Raw genomic sequence first — 21,886 nt, forward strand, 5'->3', positions numbered from 1 at the left:
AGTCGGTTGCAGTGAGCGGATGCCCGAGCCCGACCTTCACGCCTCGACGAACTCGCGCTTGACGACCTGGCCCAGTGTTCCGGCGTCGAACTGCACGGCGACGAAGTCGGCGGTCGAGACGAGGGCCAGCGCATCCGGAGCCGGCAGGATCATCGCCTGGGCGGCGGCCCGCTGCTCCTCGGGGACGGCGAGCCGCAGCTCGGCGATGGAGGTGAACAGCGGCAGCACCAGCTCACCCGTCGTGGACAGGACCGTGCGCAGCTGAGGGTCGGCCGCATCCGTCGTGCCGGTGATGTCGACCACGAGGCCGCCCGTGCGCATCGCCGTCAGGAGGGCGTCGAGCGTCGTGCGGTTCGGCAGTGCCGCGAAGGTCTCGAGCGCCTTGCGCAGCGGCCGGTTCGAGTACGACTTGGGGAAGGCGGGTCTGCGGGAAGCCACCCCTCAACCCTATCCAGCCGGTGACTCAGAAGAGGCGGGAGTCGGCGTCGTCGAGGCCGCGCATCGCGTCGTAGTCGAGCGTGACGCAGCGGATGCCGCGGTCGAGTGCCAGCGTGCGCGCCTGCGGCTTGATCTCCTGCGCGGCGAAGACGCCCTGCACGGGGGCGAGGTGCGGGTCGCGGTTCATCAGCTCGAGGTAGCGGGTGAGCTGCTCGACGCCGTCGATGTCGCCGCGGCGCTTGATCTCCACGGCGACGGATGCCCCGGCCGAGTCGCGCGCCAGGATGTCGACGGGGCCGATCGCGGTCATGTACTCGCGTCGCACCAGCGTGTGGCCGTCGCCGAGGAGGTCGATCTGCTCGGCGAGGAGCTTCTGCAGGTGCGCCTCGACGCCGTCCTTGACGAGACCCGGGTCGATGCCGAGCTCGTGCGCCGAGTCGTGCTCGATGTCGTAGAGGGAGACGACGAGCACGTCGTCGGTCTTCTTCTGCGTCACCTTCCAGAGCTCGGTGATACCCGCCTCGGCCTGGTCGGCGTCGGGCTCCTGCACGGTGATGCTGCAGGGCGGGCTCATCCAGTTCAGCGGCTTGTAGCTGCCGCCGTCGGAGTGCACCAGGATGCTGCCGTCGCTCTTCAGCATCAGCAGCCGCTTCGCGAGCGGGAGGTGGGCGCTGAGGCGGCCGGCGTAGTCGACGGAACAGGTGGCAATGACGAGACGCACCTGTAGAGCGTAACCGCCCGCCCGGCACCTGCCTCCCGCGGGTCAGGGGCTGGGCGCGGCCTCGAGGGGAGCGCGCTCCCGCGCGGCCGGGGAGGCGAGGCCCGCGAGCACGACGAGCACCAGCACGAGCAGCAGCCCGTTCAGGATGCCGAACTCGTGACCGAGCAGGCCGATCACCGGCGGGCCCACGAGGAACGCGGTGTAGCCGATGATCGCGACCGCGCTGACGCGGGCGGCCGAACGCTGCGGGTCGGGGGTGTCGGCGGCGGCCGACATGCCGACCGGGAAGCCGAGCGACGACCCGAGCGCCCAGAACGCCGCGCCGACGAAGGCGAGCCAGGGTGCGGGGGCGAAGATGAACAGCAGCAGGCCGAGCACGGCCAGGGCTGCACTCACCCTCAGCACCGGCACCCGCCCGAAGCGGTCGAGCACCGGCCCACCCGCGACACGACCGACGGTCATCGAGACCGTGAACACGCCGAACGCGATCGCGCCCGTGGTGTTGGACTGGTCGTAGCCGTCGACCATGGCGATGGCGAGCCAGTCGTTCGCCGAGCCTTCGGCGAAAGCCATGCCGAGCATGATCAGGCCGATGGCGAGCAGCCGAAGATCGCGCCAGACGCCGAGCGACTCGACGAGGCGCTCGCGCAGCGGCTTCTTCGGCGTGTCGTCGAGCTCGGCGGCCTCGACCCCCTTCGGCACGAAGCGGATGGCCACGACCACCGCCACGAGCACCACGACGGCCATCACGGCGAGGTGGGCGATCACGGGCACCGAGAGAGCGGAGGCGAGGGCCCCGATGCCGGCGCCGGCCACGGTTCCGAAGCTGAAGAAGGCGTGCATGAGGGGCATCAGCGTCTTGCCGATCGCGCGCTCGGCGGCGGCGCCCTCGACGTTCATCATCACGTCGACCGCTCCGTTGCCGAAGCCGAAGAATGCGAGGCCGATCGCGACGACGGCGGGGCTGACGAGGGTGTCGGTGCCGAGGCCGATGCCGACGAGGCCCACCGAGACGAGGCCCAGCACGATCACCATGCCGGCCCGGGCTCCGATGCGCGCCATGATCGGCGGCGCCGCGATGAGCCCGATCACCGAGCCGGCCGACATGGCGAAGATGAGCAGGCCCACCTGCGCGGTGTCGATGCCGAGCTGGTCGCGCACGGCCGGCAGGCGGGCGACCCAGCTCGCGATGGAGACGCCGCTCAGGGCGAAGATGACGAAGATCGCATTGCGCCAGGCGTGCAGCTGACGGAGCGTGAGCGTCGTGGTCGTCATGGGAATCCTCGGTGACTCGAAGTGGGCCGGGCGATCGTCGTGAAATCGAATCGTTTCGATCGAATCGATTCGACTACAGTAGCGAGCATGACCGGCCACTCGCAAGGCGCGCGCCGGGCGACCCTGTCGCACGTGGCGGAGCGCGCCGGCGTGTCCCGGTCGACGGCCTCGCTCGCCTTCAGCGGTGCCGGCCCGGTCTCTCCGGCGACGAAGGACCGGGTGCTCGCCGCGGCGGCCGAGCTCGGCTACGGCGGGCCCGATCCGCGGGCCCGGTCTCTCCGGCAGGGGCGGTCGGGGGTGGTGGGCATCGTGTTCGACGAGAAGCTGCTGCACGCGTTCCGCGACCCGGTCAACGTGCAGACGCTCGACGGCATCGCCGACGGCCTCGGCGTGGACAGCAACGGCCTGCTGCTGCTCACCGAGACGGGCGCGGTGGGGGAGGGCATCCGCTCGGCCGCGGTCGACGCCGCCGTTCTGATGGGCTGCAGCACCGTGCTCGACGACGTCATCGCCGCGCTGGGGCGGCGGGGCATCCCACTCGTCTCGATCGAGGGAGGGGAGCGGGAGGGCGTGGTCGACATCGGGCTCGACAACGTGAACGCCTCCGAGGAGCTCGCCCGGCACCTGCACGCGCTCGGGCACCGACGGGTGGGCAGCGTGCTGCTCGGGGTCGACCCCGACCGGGTCTCGCGGAGGGTGACCCTCGACGAGCTGCCGGTCATCACGGCGCCGGTGACGGCCGACCGGCTGCGCGGAGCGGCCCGGGTCTTCCCTGGGCTGACGGCTTTCACCGCGGGCTTCAACCTGGTCGAGAACGGCGCCGCGGCGGCCGGATCACTGCTAGATGTGCCCGCCGGCGAGCGGCCCACCGCGATCATGGCGCAGAGCGACCTGCTCGCCGTCGGCGTGCTGCGGGCGGCCGAGGAGCGCGGGCTCCGGGTGCCCGACGACCTCTCGGTCACCGGCTTCGACGGGGTGCGGATCGACGGCCTGACCGGCCACGAGCTCACCACGATGCGCCAGCCGGCGGCGGACAAGGGCCGGGCGGCAGGCGAGGCGGTGGCGGCGCTGATCGCCGGCGAGGAGGCCCACTCCCTCCAGTTCGCGTGCGAGCTGCGTCTCGGCGACACGACCGGCCCCGTCCCCGCCTGACCGGGGCTCTGGCACGGCGGGGCGGCGGGGCGCTACTGTCGTGCCAGGTGCCGCCGGGCATCCGCGGGGAGGGGTGGCGCATGGGGGCAGCTGCGGCACGAGACACGGCGAGCCGAGCCACGGCCGGCACCGCGCCCGCGCGCGGCGGGCTCGTGCTGCTCGCGCTCATCCTCGCCTCGGGCGTCGCCAACCTCAACCTCTCGGTCGCCAACGTCGCCCTGCCCTCGATCGGGCAGGCCTTCGACGCCTCGCAGACCGCGCTGAACCTCGTGGCGGTGGGCTTCTCGCTCGGCCTCGCGGGCTCCGTGCTCTACCTCGGCGCCCTCGGCGACCGCTACGGGCGCAAGCGGATGCTCGTGCTCGGCCTCGCGCTGAGCATCCCCGCGGCGCTGCTCGCCGCCTACGCGCCCGGCATCGAGGTGCTCTTCCTGGCCCGGGTGTTCGGCGGGGTCGCGGCCGGCATGGCCTACCCGACCACCCTCGCGCTGATCGCCGCGCTCTGGACAGGGCCGAAGCGCATCGCCGCGATCGCCCTCTGGTCGGGCCTCGGCGGCGCCATCTCGGCGCTCGGCCCGCTGGCCTCGGGCTACCTGATCGGCGTCTTCGACTGGAGCGCGGTCTTCCTGATGACCATCCCGCTCGCGGCGGTGACGCTCGTGATCGTGCTGCTCGTGGTGCCCGCGAAGGTGAACGAGGGCACCGATCCCGTGGACAATCCGGGTGGCGTGCTGTCGATCGTGCTGGTCGCCGCGCTGGTGCTGGCGATCAACTTCGCCGCGGTGCCCGGGGCGCAGCTGTTCGCCCTCGGGCTCGGTGCCGTCGCGGTGGTGGCGGGCATCGGCTTCGTGCTGCGGCAGCGGCGGGCCGCGCATCCGCTCTACGACCTGCGCATCGCCGCCCGCCGCACCTTCTGGGTGGCGGCCGTCGGGGGCATCATCGTGTTCGGGTCGTTGATGGGCGCGATGTACGTGGGGCAGCTGTTCCTGCAGAACGTGCTGCAGTACTCGGCGCTCGAGGCGGGGGCGAGCATCCTGCCCGCGGCGCTGCTGATGGTGCTCGCGGCGCCGCTGTCGAGCCGGCTCGTGCTGCGGTTCGGGGCGCGGGTCGTGTTCCTGCTGGGCTTCGCGTTCTGCCTGCTCGGCTTCCTCACGATGCTGCTCTTCTGGGACGTCGGGATCAGCTACCTGCCCGTCGGCGTCGGCTACGCCCTGATCGGCATCGGCGTGGGGCTCGCCGGGCCGCCGTCGTCGCGCTCGCTCACCGACTCGGTGCCGGTCGAGCGCGCGGGCATGGCGTCGGGCACCTCCGACCTGCAGCGCGACCTCGGCGGGTCGATCATGCAGTCGGTGCTGGGGGCGATCCTCACGGCGGGGTACGCGGCGGCCATCGCGAAGTCGATAGCGGATGCTCCCGCCGACGTGCAGGGCGAGGTGAACTCGAGCGTGGCCGCCCAGTTGCAGAAGTCGTTCGACGGGGCGGTGTCGATCGCGAAGCAGTACCCCGAGTACGCCGACGGGATCGTGGCGGCCGCGCGGCAGTCGTTCCTCGACGGGGCCGATTGGGCCTACGCGACCGGGATGCTCACCATGCTGGTCGGGGCGGTGCTGGTGTTCCTCTTCTATCCGCGGCGCGAGCGCGAGCACGAGCTGTTCCGCGAGTACGCCGGCGGTGCAGCGGCCGAACGGGGCGCGGAGCCGGCCGCCGAGCCGGCCGGCGAGCCGCCCGTCGGCGGGAACCCGGAGCCGCGCACGGGAGGATAGGGGCATGCTCCTCACCGTGCTCGGCACCGCGACCCCCTACCCGCGACCCGACGACCCCTGCTCGGGGTACCTGCTGCAGGGCGAGCCCTCGGCGCACGGCGGGCGCACGACCGTCTGGATCGACGCCGGCACCGGCACCTTCGCCGGACTGCAGCGGCACGTCGACCTCGACCGGCTCGACGGGATCGTGATCTCGCACCGGCACGCCGACCACTCGGCCGACCTGCTGGTCGCGTACTACGCCCTGCGCTTCTCCGAGCACCGGCCGAGCGGACCGATCCCGCTGATCGCCCCGGAGGGCATGCTCGAGCGCCTCGCCGCCTACCTCGGCCCGAACTCGGTCGACGAGCTGCCGCGGGTGTTCGAGCACCGGCCGATGAGCGGCTTCGGGGACGCGAGGATCGGCAGCCTCTCGCTCTCGTGGGGGCCGGTGCAGCACGGGGTCCCGGCGTTCGGGCTCACGGTTGAGGAGGGCGGCCGTCGCTTCGCCTACTCGGGCGACTCGGCACCCTGCCTGTCGCTCGAGGAGATCGGCGAGCGGGCCGACCTCTTCCTGGTGGAGGCCGGCTACGACCGGGAGCCCGACGGCGTGCCGGCGCACCACACCCCCGAGGACGCCGGTCGCACCGCCACGGCGGCGGGGGCCGCGCGGCTCGTGCTGACGCATCGCGCCGAGACGGTGACGGGCGAGCAGGCGCGGGCACGCGCATCCGCTCACTTCGACGGGCCCATCGACGTGGCGGTGCCGGGGCTCGCGCTGCAGGTCTAGGCCGGCGGGGCCGCACGAGGCCGGCGGGCCGCATGAGGCCGGCGCCGTGCGTGGCGCAGCTGTCGCGCGTCTAGGCCGGCGCCCCCGTCACGATCCACCGCGATCCGCGCGCCCGGAGCCCGAGCGTCAGCGCCCGCGCCCCGATGTAGCCGAAGCCGAACGCGACCCACAGCCAGACCAGCCCCGCGACGCCCGGCGGACGCACGACGTCGACCACGATCAGCAGCGGCAGGTAGGCCACGAGGGTGACGAGCCCGGCCAGGGCGAGGTAGCGCGCATCCCCCGCCCCGATCAGCACCCCGTCGAGCACGAACACGAAGCCGGCCAGCGGGATGCCGACCGCCATCGTCAGGAGCGTCGCCGTGACGGCCTGCTGCACCTCGGGCGACGAGCTGAACACCGGCCCGGCGAACGGCGCCACCGCCGCGACGAGCACGCCGAGCACCACGCCCGAGCCGATGCCCCACCGGATCAGGCGCCCTGTGACCGCGTGCACCCGGTCGACCTCGTCGGCTCCGAGCGAGTGCCCGACCAGCGCCTGCCCGGCGATCGCCAGCGCGTCGAGGATGAACGCCAGCGTCGAGAACACCGTCAGCGCGATCTGGAACGCCGCGAGCTCGGTCACCCCGAGCGACGTGGCCACGACCACCGACGCCACGAGGGCCGTGCGCAGGCTGGCCGTGCGCAGCAGCAGCCAGCCCCCGGCGAGAGCGGCGCCCGACACCCCGTCGAGGCCCGGTCGAAGCGACAGACCGGATGCCCGGGCCGCCCGCACCGCCATCACGACGTAGACGGCGGCCATCCCCCACTGCGCCAACACGGTGCCGGCGGCCGACCCCGCGATGCCCCAGCCGGCGCCGTAGATCAGCAGCGCGTTCAGCGCGGCGTTGACGGCGAAGCCCGAGACCGCGACGACGAGCGGGGTGCGGGTGTCCTGCAGGCCGCGCAGCAGGCCGGTGGCGGCGATCACGACGAGCATGCCGGGCAGGCCGATCAGCGAGACCGTCAGATAGGTGGTCGCCTCGGCCGAGACCGCGGCGGTCGAGCCGAACAGCCCCACCAGCGGGGCGGCGAGCGGCCAGGCCACGAGCGCCAGCAGCACGCCGATGCCGAGAGCGAGCCACATGCCGTCGATGCCGGCCTTCACGGCGCCCGGCCGGTCGCCCGCGCCGAGCCGCCGGGCGACCGCGGGGGTGGTGGCGTAGGCGAGGAAGATCAGCAGGCCCACCGCGGTCTGCAGCAGGGTGCTCGCGACGCCGAGGCCGGCGAGCTCGGTCTCGCCGAGATGCCCCACGAGGGCCGTGTCGGTGAGCAGGAACAGGGGCTCGGCCACGAGCGCGCCGAGCGCGGGCACCGCGAGGCGCAGGATGTCGCGGTCGAGGCTCGGCATCTGCTCAGCCTAGATCGGGCCACCGACGCCGGACGGGCTCGGGCCTGCGTCGCGCACCGACCCTGGATGGGTGTCAGGGGTGGGTGCGTAGAGTTGCCTCGTGACTGCTTCCGGAATCGACCTCACCGAACTCGACCCCACCGTGCGCGCGCAGGACGACCTGTTCCGCCACGTCAACGGCAGGTGGATCGCCCGCACCGCGATCCCCGACGACAAGGCCCGCTACGGCTCGTTCTACGTGCTCGCCGAAGAGGCCGAGAAGGCCGTTCGCACGATCATCGAGGAGTCCACCGGCGCTCCGGAGGGCACCGAGGCGCGAAAGTTCGGCGACCTCTACACGAGCTTCATGGACGTCGAGCGCATCGAGGCCCTCGGCGCCGCACCGCTCGAGCCGCAGCTCGCGCTGGTCGACGCCATCGACGACCGCGCCTCGCTCGCGCGCACACTGGGGCGTCTCGAGCGGCAGGGCGTGCCGGGCATCCTGAGGCTCTTCGTCGACAACGACCCGGGGAACCCCGAACGCTACCTCGTGTTCGCCGAGCAGGGCGGCATCTCGCTGCCCGACGAGAGCTACTTCCGCGACGAGAAGTTCGCCTCGGTGCGCGAGGCCTACGTCGGCCACGTCGAGCGGATGCTCGGGCTCGCCGGTCTCGACGAGGCCCCCCGCCGCGCCCAGCGCGTGTTCGAGCTGGAGTCGCTGCTCGCCGCCTCGCACTGGGACAACGTGCGCACCCGCGACGCGCAGGCCACCTACAACCTGCTCACCTGGAGCGAGCTGCTGTCGCTGCCGGCTGCCCCGTCGTCCGCGTCCGAGACCTCGGGCGCGGAGCTGATCGGGCTCTGGCGCGACGCGCTCGAGGCCCCGGAGGGCGTGTTCGATGAGCTCGTCGTGCGCGAGCCGAGCTTCGTGACCGGGCTCGGGGCCGCCCTCGTCGAGGCGCCGCTGGAGAGCTGGAAGGACTGGCTCGCCTGGAACGTCGTGCACGGCTGGGCGCCCTACCTCTCGGGCGACTTCGTGGAGGAGAACTTCGACTTCTACGCGCGCACGCTCACCGGCACCCCGAGCATCCGGGATCGCTGGAAGCGCGGGGTCTCGCTGGTCGAGGGCTCGATGGGCGAGGCCGTGGGCCGCATCTACGTCGAGGAGCACTTCCCGCCGACGGCGAAGGCGGCGATGGACGTGCTGGTCGCCAACCTGATCGAGGCGTACCGCCAGTCGATCTCGACCCTCGAGTGGATGAGCCCGGCCACCCGCGAGCGCGCCCTCGAGAAGCTGGTCAAGTTCACGCCCAAGATCGGCTTCCCGGCGCGCTGGCGCGACTACTCGGCGCTCTCGATCGACCCCACCGACCTGATCGCCAACGTGCGCGCCACCAGCGAGTTCGAGTTCCAGCGCGAGCTCGGCAAGATCGGCAAGCCGCTCGACCGCGACGAGTGGTTCATGACGCCGCAGACGATCAACGCCTACTACAACCCGGGCTTCAATGAGATCGTGTTCCCGGCGGCCATCCTGCAGCACCCGTTCTTCGACGAGAACCGGGACGCGGCGGCCAACTACGGCGCCATCGGCGCGGTGATCGGGCACGAGATCGGGCACGGCTTCGACGACCAGGGCTCGCGCTTCGACGGCGACGGGCGGCTCACCGACTGGTGGACCGAGGCCGACCGGGAGGCGTTCGAGAAGCTGACCTCGTCGCTCATCGCGCAGTACGACGCCCTCGCCCCGGCCCAGGTGCCCGACCACCACGTGAACGGTGCGCTGACGATCGGCGAGAACATCGGCGACCTCGGCGGGCTCGGCATCGCGTGGAAGGCCTACCTCATCTCGCTCGACGGTGCCGAGCCGCCGGTGATCGACGGGCTGACCGGGGCGCAGCGCTTCTTCCTCTCCTGGGCGCAGGCCTGGCAGCAGAAGTCGCGCGACGAGGAGGTCATCCGGCTGCTGTCGATCGACCCGCACTCGCCGAACGAGTTCCGCTGCAACCAGATCGTGCGCAACATCGACGAGTTCTACGCCGCCTTCGACGTGGCGTCCTCCGACGGACTCTGGTTGGACCCAGCCGACCGTGTCACCATCTGGTGAACGACGAGGTGAGGAGCAGCTGAGCATGCCGGAGTCGATCCGCCGTCGGGCGCGGGAGGACCGCGACGAGGCCGCGCCCCGCGGGCGCCGCTCGGACGCGATCGAGAACGACGGCGGCATCTTCCGCAAGGGCTTCGCGTCGTTGACCGAGCTCGCGCTCTCGGGAGTGCAGGTGACTGCGTGCGCGGTCGACCTGGGGTCGGGCAAGGTGCTGTTCTCGGTCGACGACCACCTCTCGGTGCCGACCGCGTCGATCGGCAAGGTGCTGCTGCTGATCGAGGTGGCGGCACGCATCTCGGCGAGGGACGGGGCGGGCACGGGGTCGTCGGGCTCCTCCTCGTTCGACGCCGCGCGGCCGGCGTCGCGCCCGCGACCGGTGCGGCCGGGGCCCGGGGCGGAGGCGCTGAGCATCCTGAACCGCACGGCCAACGACGAGATCGGCGACTCGGGCCTCTGGCAGCACCTGCAGGTGCCGGCGCTGCCCGTGAGCGACCTCGCGGCGCTGATCGGCGCGACGAGCGACAATCTCGCCACCAACGTGCTGCTGCGGCGGATCGGGCTCGACACCGTGCGGGCGCGGGCCGAGTCGCTCGGCCTCCGCCGCACCCTGCTGCTCGACATCGTGCGCGAGGAGCGGGGGCCCGACGACGCCCCGCAGCTCTCGGTCGGGTCGGCGCGGGAGCTCGCCATCCTGTTCGGGCGGCTGCACGCGGGCACGGTCGTCGACGAGACGACCTCGCAGCTCGTCCGCGGCTGGCTCAGTCTCGGCACCGACCTGTCGATGGTCGGCGGTGCCTTCGGGCTCGACCCGCTGGCGCACGTCGGGGCCGACCACGGGCTGCGACTGTTCAACAAGACGGGCACGGATGCGGGCATCCGCTCGGAGGCCGGCGTGATCACCGGGCCGCGCGGCGGGGTCTCGTACGCGGTGACGATGCGCTTCAACGATGCCGAGCTGTCGGGGCGGCTCGCGGTGCTCGAGGCGATGCGGGTGCTGGGCACCGACTTCCTGGAGTACGTGTACTAGACGGTACGCCGGGTGAGCGTCGTCAGCAGGCGCAGGGTCTCGGCGACGGCCGGGATGTGGTCGGCGCCCGGGCGGGTGACGGCGACGAGCATCCGGTGGTCACCGGCGAGGGTGCGGTGGGCCTCGACGCCCGACGGCAGCGCCGAGGCCGAGATGGCGAGCTCGGGCAGCAGCGCGACGCCGAGGCCGGCCGCGACCATGCTCATCACGGCGACGAAGTTGTCGGTCTCGAACGAGATGCTGGGGGCGAAACCCGCCCGGGCGCAGGAGTCGAGCAGGTGCCCCCGGCATCGCGGGCACCCCGCGATCCAGTTCTCGCCCCGCAGCGCCCCCAGGTCGACGGCCGCGCCCCCGGCGAGCCCGGGGTGGCCCGTCGGGGCGAGCAGCAGCACGTCGTCCCGGGCGAGCTCGTGCACCACGAGGCCCTCCGCGCTCGCGTCGAAGGGGTCGTGCCGGTCGGCCGGGTGCCGGAACGCGATCGCCAGGTCGCTCACCCCGTCGCGCACCCCCGCGACCGCCTCGGGCGGCTCGGCCTCGAGGTAGGTGACCTGCACTCCGGCGTGGTCCGCCGCCATCGCTCCGATCAGCCGCGGCACGATCGTCGACGACGCCGAGGGGAACGCCGCCAGCCGCACCCGCCCCGACCGCAGCCCCGACAGATCGGACAGTTCGCCAGCCGCGGCGTCGAGGGCGGCCAGCACGGCGTCGGCGTGACGGGCGAGCACCTCACCCGCATCCGTCAGCCGGATGCCGCGCCCCGACCGCGTCACGAGCGGCATCCCGATGCGCGCCTCGACCCGCTTCAGCTGCTGGCTCACGGCCGGCTGGCTGTAGCCGAGCACCGCGGCGGCCCGCGTGATCGAGCCGTACTCGGCCACGGCCGCCACCGCCCGCAGCGTCTGCGAGTCGAGGTCGAAGCTGCCGGGCAGGGGTGCGAGCGTCATGGTCGGGAGCGTAGCGCATTCATAAGCTGGCGTGATGACTACCATGAGCGACTGACCGTAGACCAATGGATGCGCTGCCGCGATGCTGGAGGCATGACCCTCCTCGACGCCGCCTCCGCCCTCTCGGTCACCGAGCTGCAGCAGCACTTCGACGCCCGCCCGGGCTATCTGTCGGCGTGCATGGTGGGTGTACCTCCGCGGGAGACGGTGGCCGCCCTCCGCGCCGACCTCGAGGCCTGGGCCGAGGGGCATCGCGCGCCCGGCGCTTACGGTCTCGCCGTCGAGCGGGCGCGCGCCGCCTACGCGCAGCTCGTGGGTGTGCCCGTCGAGTGGGTGGCCATCGGCTCGCAGGTGTCGGCCACGGCCGGGGTGCTGGCCGCGTCGCTTCCCGAGGGATCCGAGGTGCTGCTGGTGGAGGGCGACTTCAGCTCGATGGTGTTCCCCTTCCTCGTGCAGCAGCAGCTCGGGCGCATCACGGTGAGGTGCGTGCCGGTCGAGGGGCTGGCCGAGGGCATCCGCTCGTCGACGACGCTGGTCGCGTTCTCGCTGGTGCAGTCGGCGACCGGGGCGGTGGCCGACGCCGAGGCGATCGTCGAGGCGGCCGAGCGGCACGGGGCCGCCACCTTCTGCGACACGACCCAGGCCTGCGGATGGATGCCCGTGGACGCCTCGCACTTCGACGTGACCGTCTGCCACAGCTACAAGTGGCTCTGCGCACCCCGCGGGGCGTCGTTCACCACCGTGCGGCCCTCCTACCTCGGTCGGGTGCAGCCGCTGCTCGCCGGCTGGTACTCGGGCGACGACGTGTGGGGCTCGTGCTACGGCCCGGCGATGCAGCTGGCTCCGGATGCGCGGCGACTCGACCTCTCACCCGCCTGGCCCGTGTGGGTCGGCGCGGCCGCGTCGCTCGAGCTCTTCGCCTCGGCCGACCTCTCCGCGGTGCGCGAGCACTGCGTCGGCCTCGCGGAGGCGCTGCGGGAGCGACTACGGGCGGCGGGCGTCGCGTCGGTGGGCAGCGCCGACTCGGCCATCGTGACGTGGCCCGACGCCGACGGCCGCGCCATCGCCGCTCTCACCGCGGCCGACGTGGCGGCCTCGGCGCGTTCCGGCCGCTGCCGCGTGGCGTTCCACGTGTGGAACACGGCCGACGACGTGGAGCGGGTCGCGGCGGCGCTCGGCGCCTGAGCACGGCTCGGCTGGGCCGGCGGCGGGCGCCCGCCGATCGGCCGGGGCCGGCCGGTCAGTCGATCAGGCCGAGGGCGGCCAGACGCGCGAGGGTCTCGGCGCCGGCCGGGGGGCAGCGGCCGGAGTCGGCGGTGGTGACCCAGTGCACCGCGTCGACCTCGGCGGAGGGGCGGGGGTCGTCGGGCGTCGATCCCGCGAAGAGCTGCATCTCGACGAGCCGGCCGACGGGCTCGCCGTGGGCCTGCACCGTGACGGTGAAGAGCGGCTCGAGGGCGTCCGGGTCGACCGTGACGTCGACCTCCTCGTGGGCCTCGCGTGCGGCGGCCTCGGCGGCGCTCTCGCCCGGGTCGATCTTGCCGCCCGGCAGGTAGAGCACGTCGCGCGCCCGCGCGGTCACCATGAGCAGCCGGCGCTCGCGGATCAGTGCGAGCGCCGCCACCCGGATCGTCGGCAGCGTCACGCTCTCGGACGCCATCGGGGCCGGGTCAGCCGTCGGCGCGGCGGTAGGACTCGAGCGAGACGGGGGCCGTGTCGAGCGCGGGCGCCGCGGCGGCCGCGCGGGTCGCGGCAGCGGCTCCGAGGCCGAACAGCGTCTCGACGGCCGCGAAGACCTCGGCGGAGCGGCCCTCCCGCGCGAGCTCCCGGGCACGCACCGACGGCGAGTGCAGGATGACGCCGACGAGGTGCCGCAGCGCCTTCTGCGTCTCCTCCGAGTCGCCGCGATCGCGCGAGCGGCCGAGCTCGTCGTCGAGCAGGTCGAACAGGTGCGAGCGCAGGGCGACGACGGCCGGGGTGACCTCGGCCTCGGCCTTGCCGGCCCGGTACTCGGCGGCGGCGCGGTCGACGAGGGCCCGTGCATCCGACTCGGCGTTCAGTTCGTCGAGGGGGGCGTGCAGGCTGATGGTCTCGAGGTCGAGCAGCTCGGCCCCGCCGACGCCCGACACGAGCGGGTCGACGTTGCGGGGCAGGCCGAGGTCGATGACCAGACGGCGGGTGAACGCCCCGGGCACCGAGGACGCGGCCTGGAGGTGCGTGGCGTCGAGCACGTAGGTCTCGGCGGTGGAGCAGGTGATCACGACGTCGGCGGTCGCGATGGCGCCGAGGTAGTCGCCGGCGGCCACGGGCGCGATCTGCTGCTTGGCCGCGAACGCGACGGCCCGCCCGGAGGGCGAGTAGACGCGGATGTCGGTGACCCCGCGCTCGCGCAGGTTCGCCAGGGTGACCCGGGCGTACTGACCGGTGCCGACGAGCAGCACGCGGGTCTGGGCCCAGTCGGTGACGCGGCTCTCGGCGAGGTCGAGCGCGAGCCGCACGAGCGAGCGCCCGGCGCCGCCGAGGCCCGTCTTCGTCTTGACGTCGCGCGAGGTGTGCGAGGCGCGCTGGAACAGACGCTCCAGGTCGCTCGAGGTCGTGCCCGACAGCCGCGCCGTGGTGAGCGCGCGCTTGACCTGGCCGGCGATCTCGTCCTCGCCCACGACGACCGACTCGAGGCCGGACGACACGGCGAAGAGGTGGTCGGCGACGCTGTCGCCGGAGAGCACGGTGAGGCTGTCCCGCAGTTCGGCGACGTCGGTTCCGGATGCGCTGCCGAACGTCTCGGCCGCCTCCTCGACCGCGAGCGAGATGCCGGCGGTGAGCGGCTCGTCGATGTCGAGGTAGGCCTCGAAGCGGTTGCAGGTCGCGAGCACGACGGCGCCCTGCACGAAATCACTGTGCTCGACGAGGCCCTTGGCGACGTCGGAGGTGCCGAGCGAGAGCTTCTCGAGGAGGTCGAAGCTCGCGTTGCGATGGTTCGCGGTCAGGCAGATGAGCACCAGATGATTGTACTCCTGCAACGACCGCCCCTTGCCGGGAGCGAGCGGATGCGCATCCGCTCACCCCCGGCCGGTGGCGCCTCGGGGTCAGTCCCAGAGCACCGTGGGGCTCTCGGACGCCATGTCGATCGACGGGCTGCCGAGCGACGGCCCGAAGAGCACGTCGCAGGTGCCGGTCGCGCCGTTCTGCGTGCACTGGCCCGAGGTGGACACGGAGCCGATGTACTCGCCCTGCGCCAGGGTCGGGTTGTCGTAGCTCAGCGTCGGCACCATGCTCTGGATGGTGACGGTGGCGTCGGCCGAGATGCTCCGGGTGATGGTGCCCTCGGTGAGCTGGGTGCCGTCGTCGAGGGTGGCCGGCAGGTCGAGGCCGCATCCGGCGGCCAGGGTGGTCGAGGCGATGCAGGCGTCGACCGCGGACTGCACGAGCGAGCGGAACTGGCCGAGTGCGGCCTCGCTCAGCCCCGGCTCGATGTCGCTGACGTCGACCGTGCCGAAGGGCTCGGTGGCGGCGACGGTCGTGGTGCCCGAGAGGGTGAAGTTCGGCAGGCTCGTGGCGAGCTCGTAGGTTCCGGGGAAGAGCTGCAGCTCGCCTCCGGTCACCTCCTGGCCGTTCACGGTGAGGCCGAGACCGTCGAAGCGGTCGACGTTGAGGTAGCTCAGGCCGCCGGTGATCTTCCAGCCGTCCTCGTCGTAGTCGTCGACGCTGTACTCGGCGGTGACCGGGGTGCCGCCGAGCGAGTAGCTGACGGTGACGTCGCCGTAGCCGTTCTCGGTGGTGTCGTCGACGATCTCGACGTCGGTGATGGGGGCGAGCTCGTTCGAGGCGGCCAGCACCTCGTCGGTGAGCAGGGTGTCGTCGTCGGGCGCCTGGCTGATCAGGCCGAGGGCCGTCTCGGCGTCGCCGTCGGAGAGCGCGGTGAAGAACGTCTCGACGGCCTCGGTGGCGGTGCCGCCCTCGCCGCCCCCGCCGCCGGAGGAGGTGTCCCCGCCTCCGCCGCCGCCGACCAGCAGGCGCGACACCACGACCGCGATCACGATGATCACGATGATGACGAGCAGCAGGCCGCCGCCCACGATGCCGAGGATGGCGCCCGTCCCGAGGCCCTTCTTGGGCGGCTGGCCCGGCTGACCGGGCTGGCCCGGCTGGTTCGGGTAACCCGGGTGGGGCTGCTGGCCCTGGAAGCTGGGGTCTTGCCACTGCTGCGGAGGAAGCGGCGGCAGGCCGCTGTCGCTCGGTCCGGACGGGGGCGTAGGCGGGGTCTGACTCACGACACCTGTCTACCATCGCGCCCGCGATCGGCCCATGGGGAGTTCTCCCCGCTCGGTCCCCAAGCGAGTCCGTATCATCGGGGGGTGACCCTGCCCGCGACGCATCCCCTCCTCGACGGCCGCACCGCCGCATCCGCTCTCGTGACGACCTACCGGGGCGTGCGCGGTGACCGCACCCCCGTCTGGTTCATGCGCCAGGCCGGCCGCTCGCTGCCCGAGTACCGAGAGCTGCGGGTGGGCACACGGATGCTCGACGCCTGCCTCGACCCGGCCATGGCCAGCGAGATCACGCTGCAGCCGGTGCGGCGGCACGGTGTCGACGCCGGCATCTTCTTCAGCGACATCGTCATCCCGCTGAAGCTCGCGGGTGTCGACGTCGAGATCGAGCCCGGCCGCGGCCCCGTTCTCGCGAAGCCCGTGCGCACGCTCGCCGACGTCTCGGCCCTCCCCGATCCGGACGGCGCCGACTTCACGGCCATCGAGCAGGGCGTCGCGCTCACGGTCGCCGCGCTCGGCAGCACCCCGCTGATCGGCTTCGCCGGTGCTCCGTTCACCCTGGCGGCCTACCTCGTGGAGGGCGGGCCGTCGAAGGACCACATCCGCGCCCGCACGCTGATGCACGCCGACCCCGAGGCGTGGGAGGGCCTGCTCTCCTGGGCCGCCGCGGTGACGGGGCGCTTCCTCCGGGCCCAGCTGCTCGCCGGCGCGAGCGCCGCTCAGCTGTTCGACTCCTGGGTCGGCTCGCTCTCGAAGGCCGACTACGTCGAGCGGGTCGCCCCGTTCTCGAAGAAGGCCCTCGAGCCGATCCGCGACCTCGACGTTCCGGTCGTGCACTTCGGCGTCGGCAGCGGCGAGGTGCTCGCTCCGATGCACGAGGTCGGCGCCGACGTGGTGGGCGTCGACTGGCGGCTGCCGCTCGACGAGGCCTCGAGGCGGCTCGGCGGCGGCGTGACCCTGCAGGGCAACGTCGACCCCGCCCTCCTCGCCGCGCCCTGGCCGGTGCTCGAGGCGCATGTGCTCGACGTGCTGCGCCGCGGCCGGAGCGCCCCTGCCCACGTTCTGAACCTCGGGCACGGCGTGCCGCCGGAGACCGACCCCGACGTGCTGACGCGGATCGTCGAGCTCGTGCACGAGCGCGGCGGGGCGGCGGCCGAGGAGTCGCGATGACCGGCGTCGGAGGCGGCACGGAAGCCTCGGCCGCCTCGGCAGCCGCAGCCGACGCCGACGTCGACGTCCTCGTCATCGGAGGCGGGGCCGCCGGGCTCGTCACCGCTCTCCAGCTCGCGAAGCTCGGGCACACGGTGCACGTCGTCGAGGCGCGGGAGCGGCCGGGCGGCTTCGTCTCCGAGCACGAGCTGGCGGGCATCCGCCTCGACTCGGGGGCCGAGAGCTTCGCGACCCGAAAGGGCACGGTGGCCGCGCTGGCCGCCGAGGTGGGGCTCGGCGAGGACGTCGTGGCGCCGAACCGCGCCGGCGCGTGGGTGCGCTGGAACGGGGGCACCGCACCGCTGCCGGCAGCGGGCATCCTGGGCATCCCGGGGGTGCCGCTGGCCGTCGACGTGCGCCGGGTGATCGGCTGGGCCGGCAGCCTGCGCGCCTACCTCGACCGGCTGATGCCGCTCCTGCGCGTGCGTCCCGAGCACGATCTCGGCGACATCGTGCGCCGCCGGATGGGCCGCCGCGTGCTCGACCGGCTCGTCACCCCGGTGGTCGCGGGGGTGCACTCCGCCGACCCCTCCGACGTCGACGTGCGCACGGTCGCGCCCGGCCTGACCCAGGCGATGACGACTCAGGGCTCGCTCTCGGGCGCCGTGATGGCGCTGCGCGAGCAGGCCCCGGCCGGCAGCCAGGTACAGGGCATCGTCGGCGGCATGCACCGGCTGGTCTCGGCGCTCCAGGAGCAGCTCGCCTTCTACGACGGCACGCTCGAGACGGGCACGCGGGTGGTCTCGCTGCAGCGGTCGGGCGAGGCCGAGCTCGACGAGGGGCCGGATGCGCGGCCGCTCTGGAGCGTCGAGCTCGCCCCCGCGACGGCACCCTCCGCACCGACCTCGACCGCACCGACCTCGACCGCACCCCCCGCCACACCGGCGTCGCCCGAACCTCGCCGCGTCACGGCCCGGGCGCTCGTCGTGGCTGCGGGCTTCCGTCCCGCGCTCACCCTGCTGGCCGACGCCGGAGTCGCCGCACTCCCCGCCGCGACGGCCTGGCCCGAGCCCGCCTCGGTCGCGATCGCGACCCTCGTGGTCGACGACGCCCGGCTCGACACCCACCCCCGCGGCACCGGCGTGCTCGTGGCGCCGGGCACCACCGGCGTCACCGCCAAGGCCCTCACCCACGCCACGGCCAAGTGGGCCTGGCTCGCCGCGCAGCTTCCGCCGCACCGCCACGTGCTGCGCCTGAGCTACGGCCGCGGCGGCGAGACCCTGGTGGAGCCGGAGCTCGCCACCGTGGTCGCCGACGCGTCGACGCTGCTCGGCCTGCCGCTCTCCGTGGCCGACGTCGTCGATTCCGACCTCGTGCGCTGGGACGACTCGCTCGCCTTCGCGACCGTCGGCCACAAGGCGCGGGTCGCGCAGCTGTCGGAGGCCGTGGCGGCCGTGCCGGGCCTGGACGTCGTGGGCGCCTGGGTGTCGGGCACGGGGCTCGCGGCGACCGTCGAGCAGGCGAAGGCCACCGCATCCGGGATCGCCGCCGAGCTGCGCGGCGACCCCCGCCTGCCCCGCTAGAGGCGCCGGAGCCGCCGCCGACCGTGCCCATGCGGGTGCGGGACGGGGGGACTACGCTTTGGAGCACCCTGTCCCCGACCCATCGGAGTTCACACATGCGCGGAAAGATCATCTTCGTCGTCGGGCTGGGCACGGGCTACGTGCTCGGCACCAAGGCCGGTCGCGAGCGCTACGAGCAGATCAAGGCGGGAGCCGACAAGGTCTGGAGCATGCCCGCCGTGCAGTCGGGCGTGGCGAAGGTGCAGGAGTTCGCCGGCGCCCGCGTCGACACCGTCAAGGTCGAGCTGTCGAAGAAGGCGCGCAAGGCGCTCGCCGCATTCATCGGGCGCGAGCCGCTGGACCGCCCCTCGCAGAGCCCCGCCGCCGCCAAGGCCGGATCGACCGCGCCCCGCCCGCCGGCCGCGAAGCCGGTCGAGTCGCCCTCCGCCGAGGCCAGCACGGCCGCCGCGAAGCCGGCCAGCGCCGCCACCGCCAAGCCCGCCGCGAAGAAGCCGGCCACGAAGCCCAGCACCTCCACCACCCAGCCCTCCGACGACTAGACGACCAGAAGGACGCCGATCGTGACCGAAGAACGCGACAAGAAGGCCCGACGCTCGCTCGTCTCGCTGCTGGCCGAGCTGCCCACTCTCATCATCCAGCTGCTGAAGGACGAGCTCGAGAACTTCAAGCGCGAGATCACCGCCAAGCTCGCGAAGCTCGGCATCGGAGTCGGCCTGTTCGTCGCAGCAGCCCTGCTGGCGTTCTTCGCCTTCGCCACCCTCATCGCGGCCGCCGTGCTCGGCATCGCCACCGCCCTTCCGGCATGGCTCTCGGCGCTGATCGTCGGCGTCGCCCTGCTGCTGATCGCGGGCATCCTGGTGCTCGTCGGCATGCGGTCGCTGAAGAAGGGCCTGCCGCCCGTGCCGGAGCAGACCATCGAGAGTCTGAAGAAAGACGTCAACACGGTGAAGGGGCTCGGCCAGTGAGCGACGCGGCCGTGTCGAAGCCGTCGGCGAAGGCCCCCGCCGAGCGCAGCACGCCGGCGCTGCACGCCGACATCCAGAAGACCCGGGACGACCTCCGTTCGACGCTCGACGCGATCGAGTTCAAGCTGAACGTCCCCAAGCAGGCGCGTCACGCGGCGCACCGGCTGAAGAGCCGCTTCAACCGGCTCCGCGCCGAGAATCCCGTCGCGGTCTACGCGGGCATCGGCGGCGCCGTCGTGGTGCTGGCCGGTGTGGCCGTTCTCGGCTTCCGCTCCGCTTCGAAGGGGTAGCGTTGTAGTCGAGGCCCGGGCATCCGCTCGCCCCGGCCCGTCTGAACCGGTGCCGAACCGGTCGTACGGGCGCGCCACAGCCTCGCGTACCGCCCGCGAAACGAAGAGGGATCATGACTGACCCGACAGTCCGAACCGACGAGACCACCCGCGACGTCGAGGACTCGGAGGAGGTGCCCGCGCTCGGCTACACGCTCTGGGCGGTGCTCCGCCGCAACCCCGACCGGGCGCTGGTGCTCGACGGCAGCGAGGTGCCGGATGCGGTGGCCGAGCTCGATGCGGCCGTCGCGACGATCGAGGCCGAGGACGTCATGCTCCGCGGCTTCTACGACGTCTCCGGCCTCCGCTCCGACGCCGACGTCATGGTCTGGCTGCACGGCAGCGTTCCCGAGACCCTGCAGTGGGCGCTCCGTCAGCTGCGACGCACGCAGCTGTTCACCCCGCTGCTTCCGACCTGGAACGCGATGGGCGTGCACCGCGACGCCGAGTTCTCGTCGAACCACCTGCCCGCGTTCATGCGCGGGAAGGAGCCCCGCGGGTGGGTGACGGTCTACCCGTTCGTGCGCTCGTACGACTGGTACATCCTGCCCGAGGAGGAGCGGCGTGCGATGCTCGCCGACCACGGCCGCAAGGGCGGTGCGTTCCGCTCGGTGCTCGCCAACACGGTGGCCTCCTTCGCCCTGGGCGACTACGAGTGGATCCTGGCGCTCGAGGACGACGAGCTCACGAACCTGGTCGACATGATGCGAGCTCTCCGCCAGACCGAGGCGCGGCGGCACGTGCGCGAAGAGGTGCCGTTCTACACGGGCCGGCGCATCGACGCCGCCGAGATCGTCGAGGTGCTCCAGTGACCCTGTCCTCCGAAGCCGCACCGGTGGTGCGCAACGCGAGCCCCGCCGCGGCCGCCGGGCCCGAGCACGTCTCGGAGCCCACGGCGTACGACGCCATCCTGCTCGCCTCCTTCGGCGGGCCGGAGGGGCAGGACGACGTCATCCCCTTCCTCCGCAACGTCACGCGCGGCCGGGGCATCCCCGACGAGCGCCTCGAGGAGGTCGCGCACCACTACCGCGCCTTCGGCGGCGTCAGCCCGATCAACGCGCAGAACCGGTCGCTCAAGGCGGCGCTCGAGGCCGAGCTCGCCACCCGCGGCATCGACCTGCCCGTGCTCTGGGGCAACCGCAACTGGGACCCCTACCTCCCCTCGGTGCTGAAAGAGGCGGATGCGCGGGGGCTGCGCACCCTGATCGCCGTCGCCACCAGTGCCTACAGCTCGTACAGCTCGTGCCGCCAGTACCGCGAGGACTTCGCCATGGCGCTCGACGAGACCGGCCTCGCGTCGACCATGACGATCGACAAGGTGCGCCAGTTCTTCGACCACCCCGGATTCGTGCAGCCGTTCATCGACGGCCTGTCGGCGGCCCTCACCGGCATCCGGGAGAAGTTCGACGACATCGACCTGGCGACCGAGGTGGAGGTGCTGTTCAGCACGCACTCCATCCCGAGCGCCGACGCCGAGCGCTCCGGGCCCTCGTTCCGCGAGCTCGGGCCCGAGGGCGCCTATGCAGCCCAGCACAAGGCGGTGGCCGAGGTCGTGCTGATGGCGGCGACGTCCGGGCTCGAGGGCCAGCCCGACGTGCCGTGGCAGCTGGTCTACCAGTCGCGCTCCGGCCCGCCCACGCAGCCGTGGCTGGAGCCCGACATCAACGACGCGATCGCCGAGCTGCCGGCCCGCGGCATCCGGGCCGTGGTGATCGTGCCACTCGGCTTCGTCAGCGACCACATGGAGGTCATGTGGGACCTCGACAACGAGGCGCTGGAGAGCTGCGCCGAGCACGGCCTGTACGGCGTGCGCACCCCCACGCCCGGCGTCGACCCGGCCTACGTGGCCGGTCTCGTCGACCTGGTGATCGAGCGCATCGAGGGCACGCCGGCCGCATCGCGGCCCCATGTCACCGAGCTCGGCCCGTGGTACGACGTGTGCCGTCCGGGCTGCTGCGAGAACGTGCGGCTCGGCTTCAAGCCGGCCGTCTCGGGGCTCGCTCCCTGAGCCGGGCCGCAGTCGCATCAACAGA

At 73.0% G+C, this 21,886-nt stretch carries 21 protein-coding genes; 13 read left to right on the forward strand and 8 right to left on the reverse strand.

All coding sequences use genetic code 11. The annotated features are described in order from the left end of the window. Positions 1-36: 36 nt before the first annotated feature. From BJ984_RS03980 to BJ984_RS03990, 3 genes are read right to left on the reverse strand one after another with little or no spacing between them, the layout of a single operon-like run. Positions 37-438, reverse strand: a complete 402-nt coding sequence (locus BJ984_RS03980) for an SseB family protein (RefSeq protein WP_179546921.1) — start codon at positions 436-438, stop codon at positions 37-39. A 25-nt stretch (positions 439-463) separates the two neighbouring features. Further along, positions 464-1,159 carry an endonuclease NucS gene (gene nucS / locus BJ984_RS03985; protein WP_173182071.1) on the reverse strand — a complete coding sequence of 232 codons (696 nt, stop codon included), beginning with the start codon at positions 1,157-1,159 and terminating at the stop codon, positions 464-466. 42 nt (positions 1,160-1,201) lie between these two features. Beyond that, positions 1,202-2,434 (reverse strand): MFS transporter, encoded by a 1,233-nt coding sequence (locus BJ984_RS03990; RefSeq protein WP_179546922.1) that lies wholly within the window; start codon positions 2,432-2,434, stop codon positions 1,202-1,204. A gap of 87 nt (positions 2,435-2,521) precedes the next feature. Between BJ984_RS03990 and BJ984_RS03995 the strand changes: the two genes are divergently transcribed. From BJ984_RS03995 to BJ984_RS04005, 3 genes are all read left to right on the forward strand, one after another. Next, complete coding sequence (locus BJ984_RS03995; protein WP_179546923.1) at positions 2,522-3,586, forward strand: LacI family DNA-binding transcriptional regulator; 1,065 nt, start codon at positions 2,522-2,524, stop codon at positions 3,584-3,586. An 80-nt stretch (positions 3,587-3,666) separates the two neighbouring features. Then, on the forward strand, positions 3,667-5,346 hold the full coding sequence (locus tag BJ984_RS04000; protein WP_179546924.1) for an MFS transporter: 1,680 nt from the start codon (positions 3,667-3,669) through the stop codon (positions 5,344-5,346). A gap of 4 nt (positions 5,347-5,350) precedes the next feature. Further along, positions 5,351-6,115, forward strand: a complete 765-nt coding sequence (locus BJ984_RS04005) for an MBL fold metallo-hydrolase (protein WP_179546925.1) — start codon at positions 5,351-5,353, stop codon at positions 6,113-6,115. Positions 6,116-6,185: 70 nt separating this feature from the next. Here the strand turns inward: BJ984_RS04005 and BJ984_RS04010 are convergent, their stop codons facing one another. Next, complete coding sequence (locus BJ984_RS04010; protein ID WP_179546926.1) at positions 6,186-7,505, reverse strand: MATE family efflux transporter; 1,320 nt, start codon at positions 7,503-7,505, stop codon at positions 6,186-6,188. A gap of 100 nt (positions 7,506-7,605) precedes the next feature. Between BJ984_RS04010 and BJ984_RS04015 the strand changes: the two genes are divergently transcribed. Together BJ984_RS04015 and BJ984_RS04020 are read left to right on the forward strand one after the other, a co-directional pair. Next, entirely contained in the window at positions 7,606-9,588 is a 1,983-nt protein-coding gene (locus BJ984_RS04015) for a M13 family metallopeptidase (protein ID WP_179546927.1), read from the forward strand. Positions 9,589-9,613: 25 nt separating this feature from the next. Continuing rightward, positions 9,614-10,615 carry a serine hydrolase gene (locus BJ984_RS04020; RefSeq protein ID WP_179546928.1) on the forward strand — a complete coding sequence of 334 codons (1,002 nt, stop codon included), beginning with the start codon at positions 9,614-9,616 and terminating at the stop codon, positions 10,613-10,615. Here the strand turns inward: BJ984_RS04020 and BJ984_RS04025 are convergent. Beyond that, positions 10,612-11,559 carry a LysR family transcriptional regulator gene (locus tag BJ984_RS04025; RefSeq protein WP_179546929.1) on the reverse strand — a complete coding sequence of 316 codons (948 nt, stop codon included), beginning with the start codon at positions 11,557-11,559 and terminating at the stop codon, positions 10,612-10,614. The genes BJ984_RS04020 and BJ984_RS04025 overlap by 4 nt on opposite strands. A 93-nt stretch (positions 11,560-11,652) precedes the next feature. On the opposite strand from BJ984_RS04025, the gene BJ984_RS04030 reads away from it, so the two are divergent. Continuing rightward, positions 11,653-12,744: an aminotransferase class V-fold PLP-dependent enzyme gene (locus tag BJ984_RS04030; protein ID WP_179546930.1), complete on the forward strand. Its 1,092-nt coding sequence runs from the start codon at positions 11,653-11,655 to the stop codon at positions 12,742-12,744. Positions 12,745-12,799: 55 nt separating this feature from the next. On the opposite strand, the gene BJ984_RS04035 is transcribed toward BJ984_RS04030, so the two are convergent. The 3 genes from BJ984_RS04035 to BJ984_RS04045 form a co-directional block, all read right to left on the reverse strand. Beyond that, entirely contained in the window at positions 12,800-13,219 is a 420-nt protein-coding gene (locus tag BJ984_RS04035) for an NUDIX domain-containing protein (RefSeq protein WP_179546931.1), read from the reverse strand. A gap of 10 nt (positions 13,220-13,229) precedes the next feature. Next, entirely contained in the window at positions 13,230-14,558 is a 1,329-nt protein-coding gene (locus BJ984_RS04040; RefSeq protein WP_179546932.1) for a glutamyl-tRNA reductase, read from the reverse strand. 87 nt (positions 14,559-14,645) lie between these two features. Next, on the reverse strand, positions 14,646-15,830 hold the full coding sequence (locus BJ984_RS04045; RefSeq protein WP_179546933.1) for a hypothetical protein: 1,185 nt from the start codon (positions 15,828-15,830) through the stop codon (positions 14,646-14,648). 84 nt (positions 15,831-15,914) lie between these two features. On the opposite strand from BJ984_RS04045, the gene hemE reads away from it, so the two are divergent. From hemE to BJ984_RS04080, 7 genes are all read left to right on the forward strand, one after another. After that, positions 15,915-16,997, forward strand: a complete 1,083-nt coding sequence (gene hemE / locus BJ984_RS04050; protein ID WP_179546934.1) for a uroporphyrinogen decarboxylase — start codon at positions 15,915-15,917, stop codon at positions 16,995-16,997. After that, complete coding sequence (locus BJ984_RS04055) at positions 16,994-18,559, forward strand: protoporphyrinogen/coproporphyrinogen oxidase (protein ID WP_179546935.1); 1,566 nt, start codon at positions 16,994-16,996, stop codon at positions 18,557-18,559. Before hemE ends, BJ984_RS04055 begins: the two co-directional genes overlap by 4 nt. A gap of 95 nt (positions 18,560-18,654) precedes the next feature. Continuing rightward, entirely contained in the window at positions 18,655-19,098 is a 444-nt protein-coding gene (locus tag BJ984_RS04060) for a YtxH domain-containing protein (RefSeq protein WP_179546936.1), read from the forward strand. A 21-nt stretch (positions 19,099-19,119) separates the two neighbouring features. After that, complete coding sequence (locus tag BJ984_RS04065; RefSeq protein ID WP_271206389.1) at positions 19,120-19,524, forward strand: phage holin family protein; 405 nt, start codon at positions 19,120-19,122, stop codon at positions 19,522-19,524. Next, positions 19,521-19,814, forward strand: a complete 294-nt coding sequence (locus BJ984_RS04070) for a DUF3618 domain-containing protein (protein ID WP_179546937.1) — start codon at positions 19,521-19,523, stop codon at positions 19,812-19,814. Before BJ984_RS04065 ends, BJ984_RS04070 begins: the two co-directional genes overlap by 4 nt. 113 nt (positions 19,815-19,927) lie before the next feature. After that, a complete protein-coding gene (gene hemQ, locus BJ984_RS04075) occupies positions 19,928-20,665 on the forward strand; it encodes a hydrogen peroxide-dependent heme synthase (RefSeq protein ID WP_179546938.1) in 738 nt (245 codons plus the stop codon). Positions 20,666-20,667: 2 nt separating this feature from the next. Beyond that, positions 20,668-21,861: a ferrochelatase gene (locus BJ984_RS04080; RefSeq protein ID WP_218870241.1), complete on the forward strand. Its 1,194-nt coding sequence runs from the start codon at positions 20,668-20,670 to the stop codon at positions 21,859-21,861. Positions 21,862-21,886: the final 25 nt, after the last annotated feature.

This window comes from Herbiconiux flava (assembly GCF_013409865.1).
GTDB lineage: Bacteria > Actinomycetota > Actinomycetes > Actinomycetales > Microbacteriaceae > Herbiconiux > Herbiconiux flava.

Excerpts from the sequence above, each read along its gene's own strand:
- BJ984_RS04060 (WP_179546936.1), top strand. The coding sequence starts at position 18,655 with ATGCGCGGAAAGATCATCTTCGTCGTCGGGCTGGGCACGGGCTACGTG.
- BJ984_RS04000 (WP_179546924.1), top strand. The coding sequence starts at position 3,667 with ATGGGGGCAGCTGCGGCACGAGACACGGCGAGCCGAGCCACGGCCGGC.
- BJ984_RS04035 (WP_179546931.1), bottom strand. The coding sequence starts at position 13,219 with ATGGCGTCCGAGAGCGTGACGCTGCCGACGATCCGGGTGGCGGCGCTC.
- hemQ (WP_179546938.1), top strand. The coding sequence starts at position 19,928 with ATGACTGACCCGACAGTCCGAACCGACGAGACCACCCGCGACGTCGAG.
- BJ984_RS04020 (WP_179546928.1), top strand. The coding sequence starts at position 9,614 with ATGCCGGAGTCGATCCGCCGTCGGGCGCGGGAGGACCGCGACGAGGCC.
- BJ984_RS04055 (WP_179546935.1), top strand. The coding sequence starts at position 16,994 with ATGACCGGCGTCGGAGGCGGCACGGAAGCCTCGGCCGCCTCGGCAGCC.
- BJ984_RS04010 (WP_179546926.1), bottom strand. The coding sequence starts at position 7,505 with ATGCCGAGCCTCGACCGCGACATCCTGCGCCTCGCGGTGCCCGCGCTC.
- BJ984_RS04025 (WP_179546929.1), bottom strand. The coding sequence starts at position 11,559 with ATGACGCTCGCACCCCTGCCCGGCAGCTTCGACCTCGACTCGCAGACG.
- BJ984_RS04005 (WP_179546925.1), top strand. The coding sequence starts at position 5,351 with ATGCTCCTCACCGTGCTCGGCACCGCGACCCCCTACCCGCGACCCGAC.
- BJ984_RS03990 (WP_179546922.1), bottom strand. The coding sequence starts at position 2,434 with ATGACGACCACGACGCTCACGCTCCGTCAGCTGCACGCCTGGCGCAAT.
- BJ984_RS03995 (WP_179546923.1), top strand. The coding sequence starts at position 2,522 with ATGACCGGCCACTCGCAAGGCGCGCGCCGGGCGACCCTGTCGCACGTG.
- BJ984_RS04030 (WP_179546930.1), top strand. The coding sequence starts at position 11,653 with ATGACCCTCCTCGACGCCGCCTCCGCCCTCTCGGTCACCGAGCTGCAG.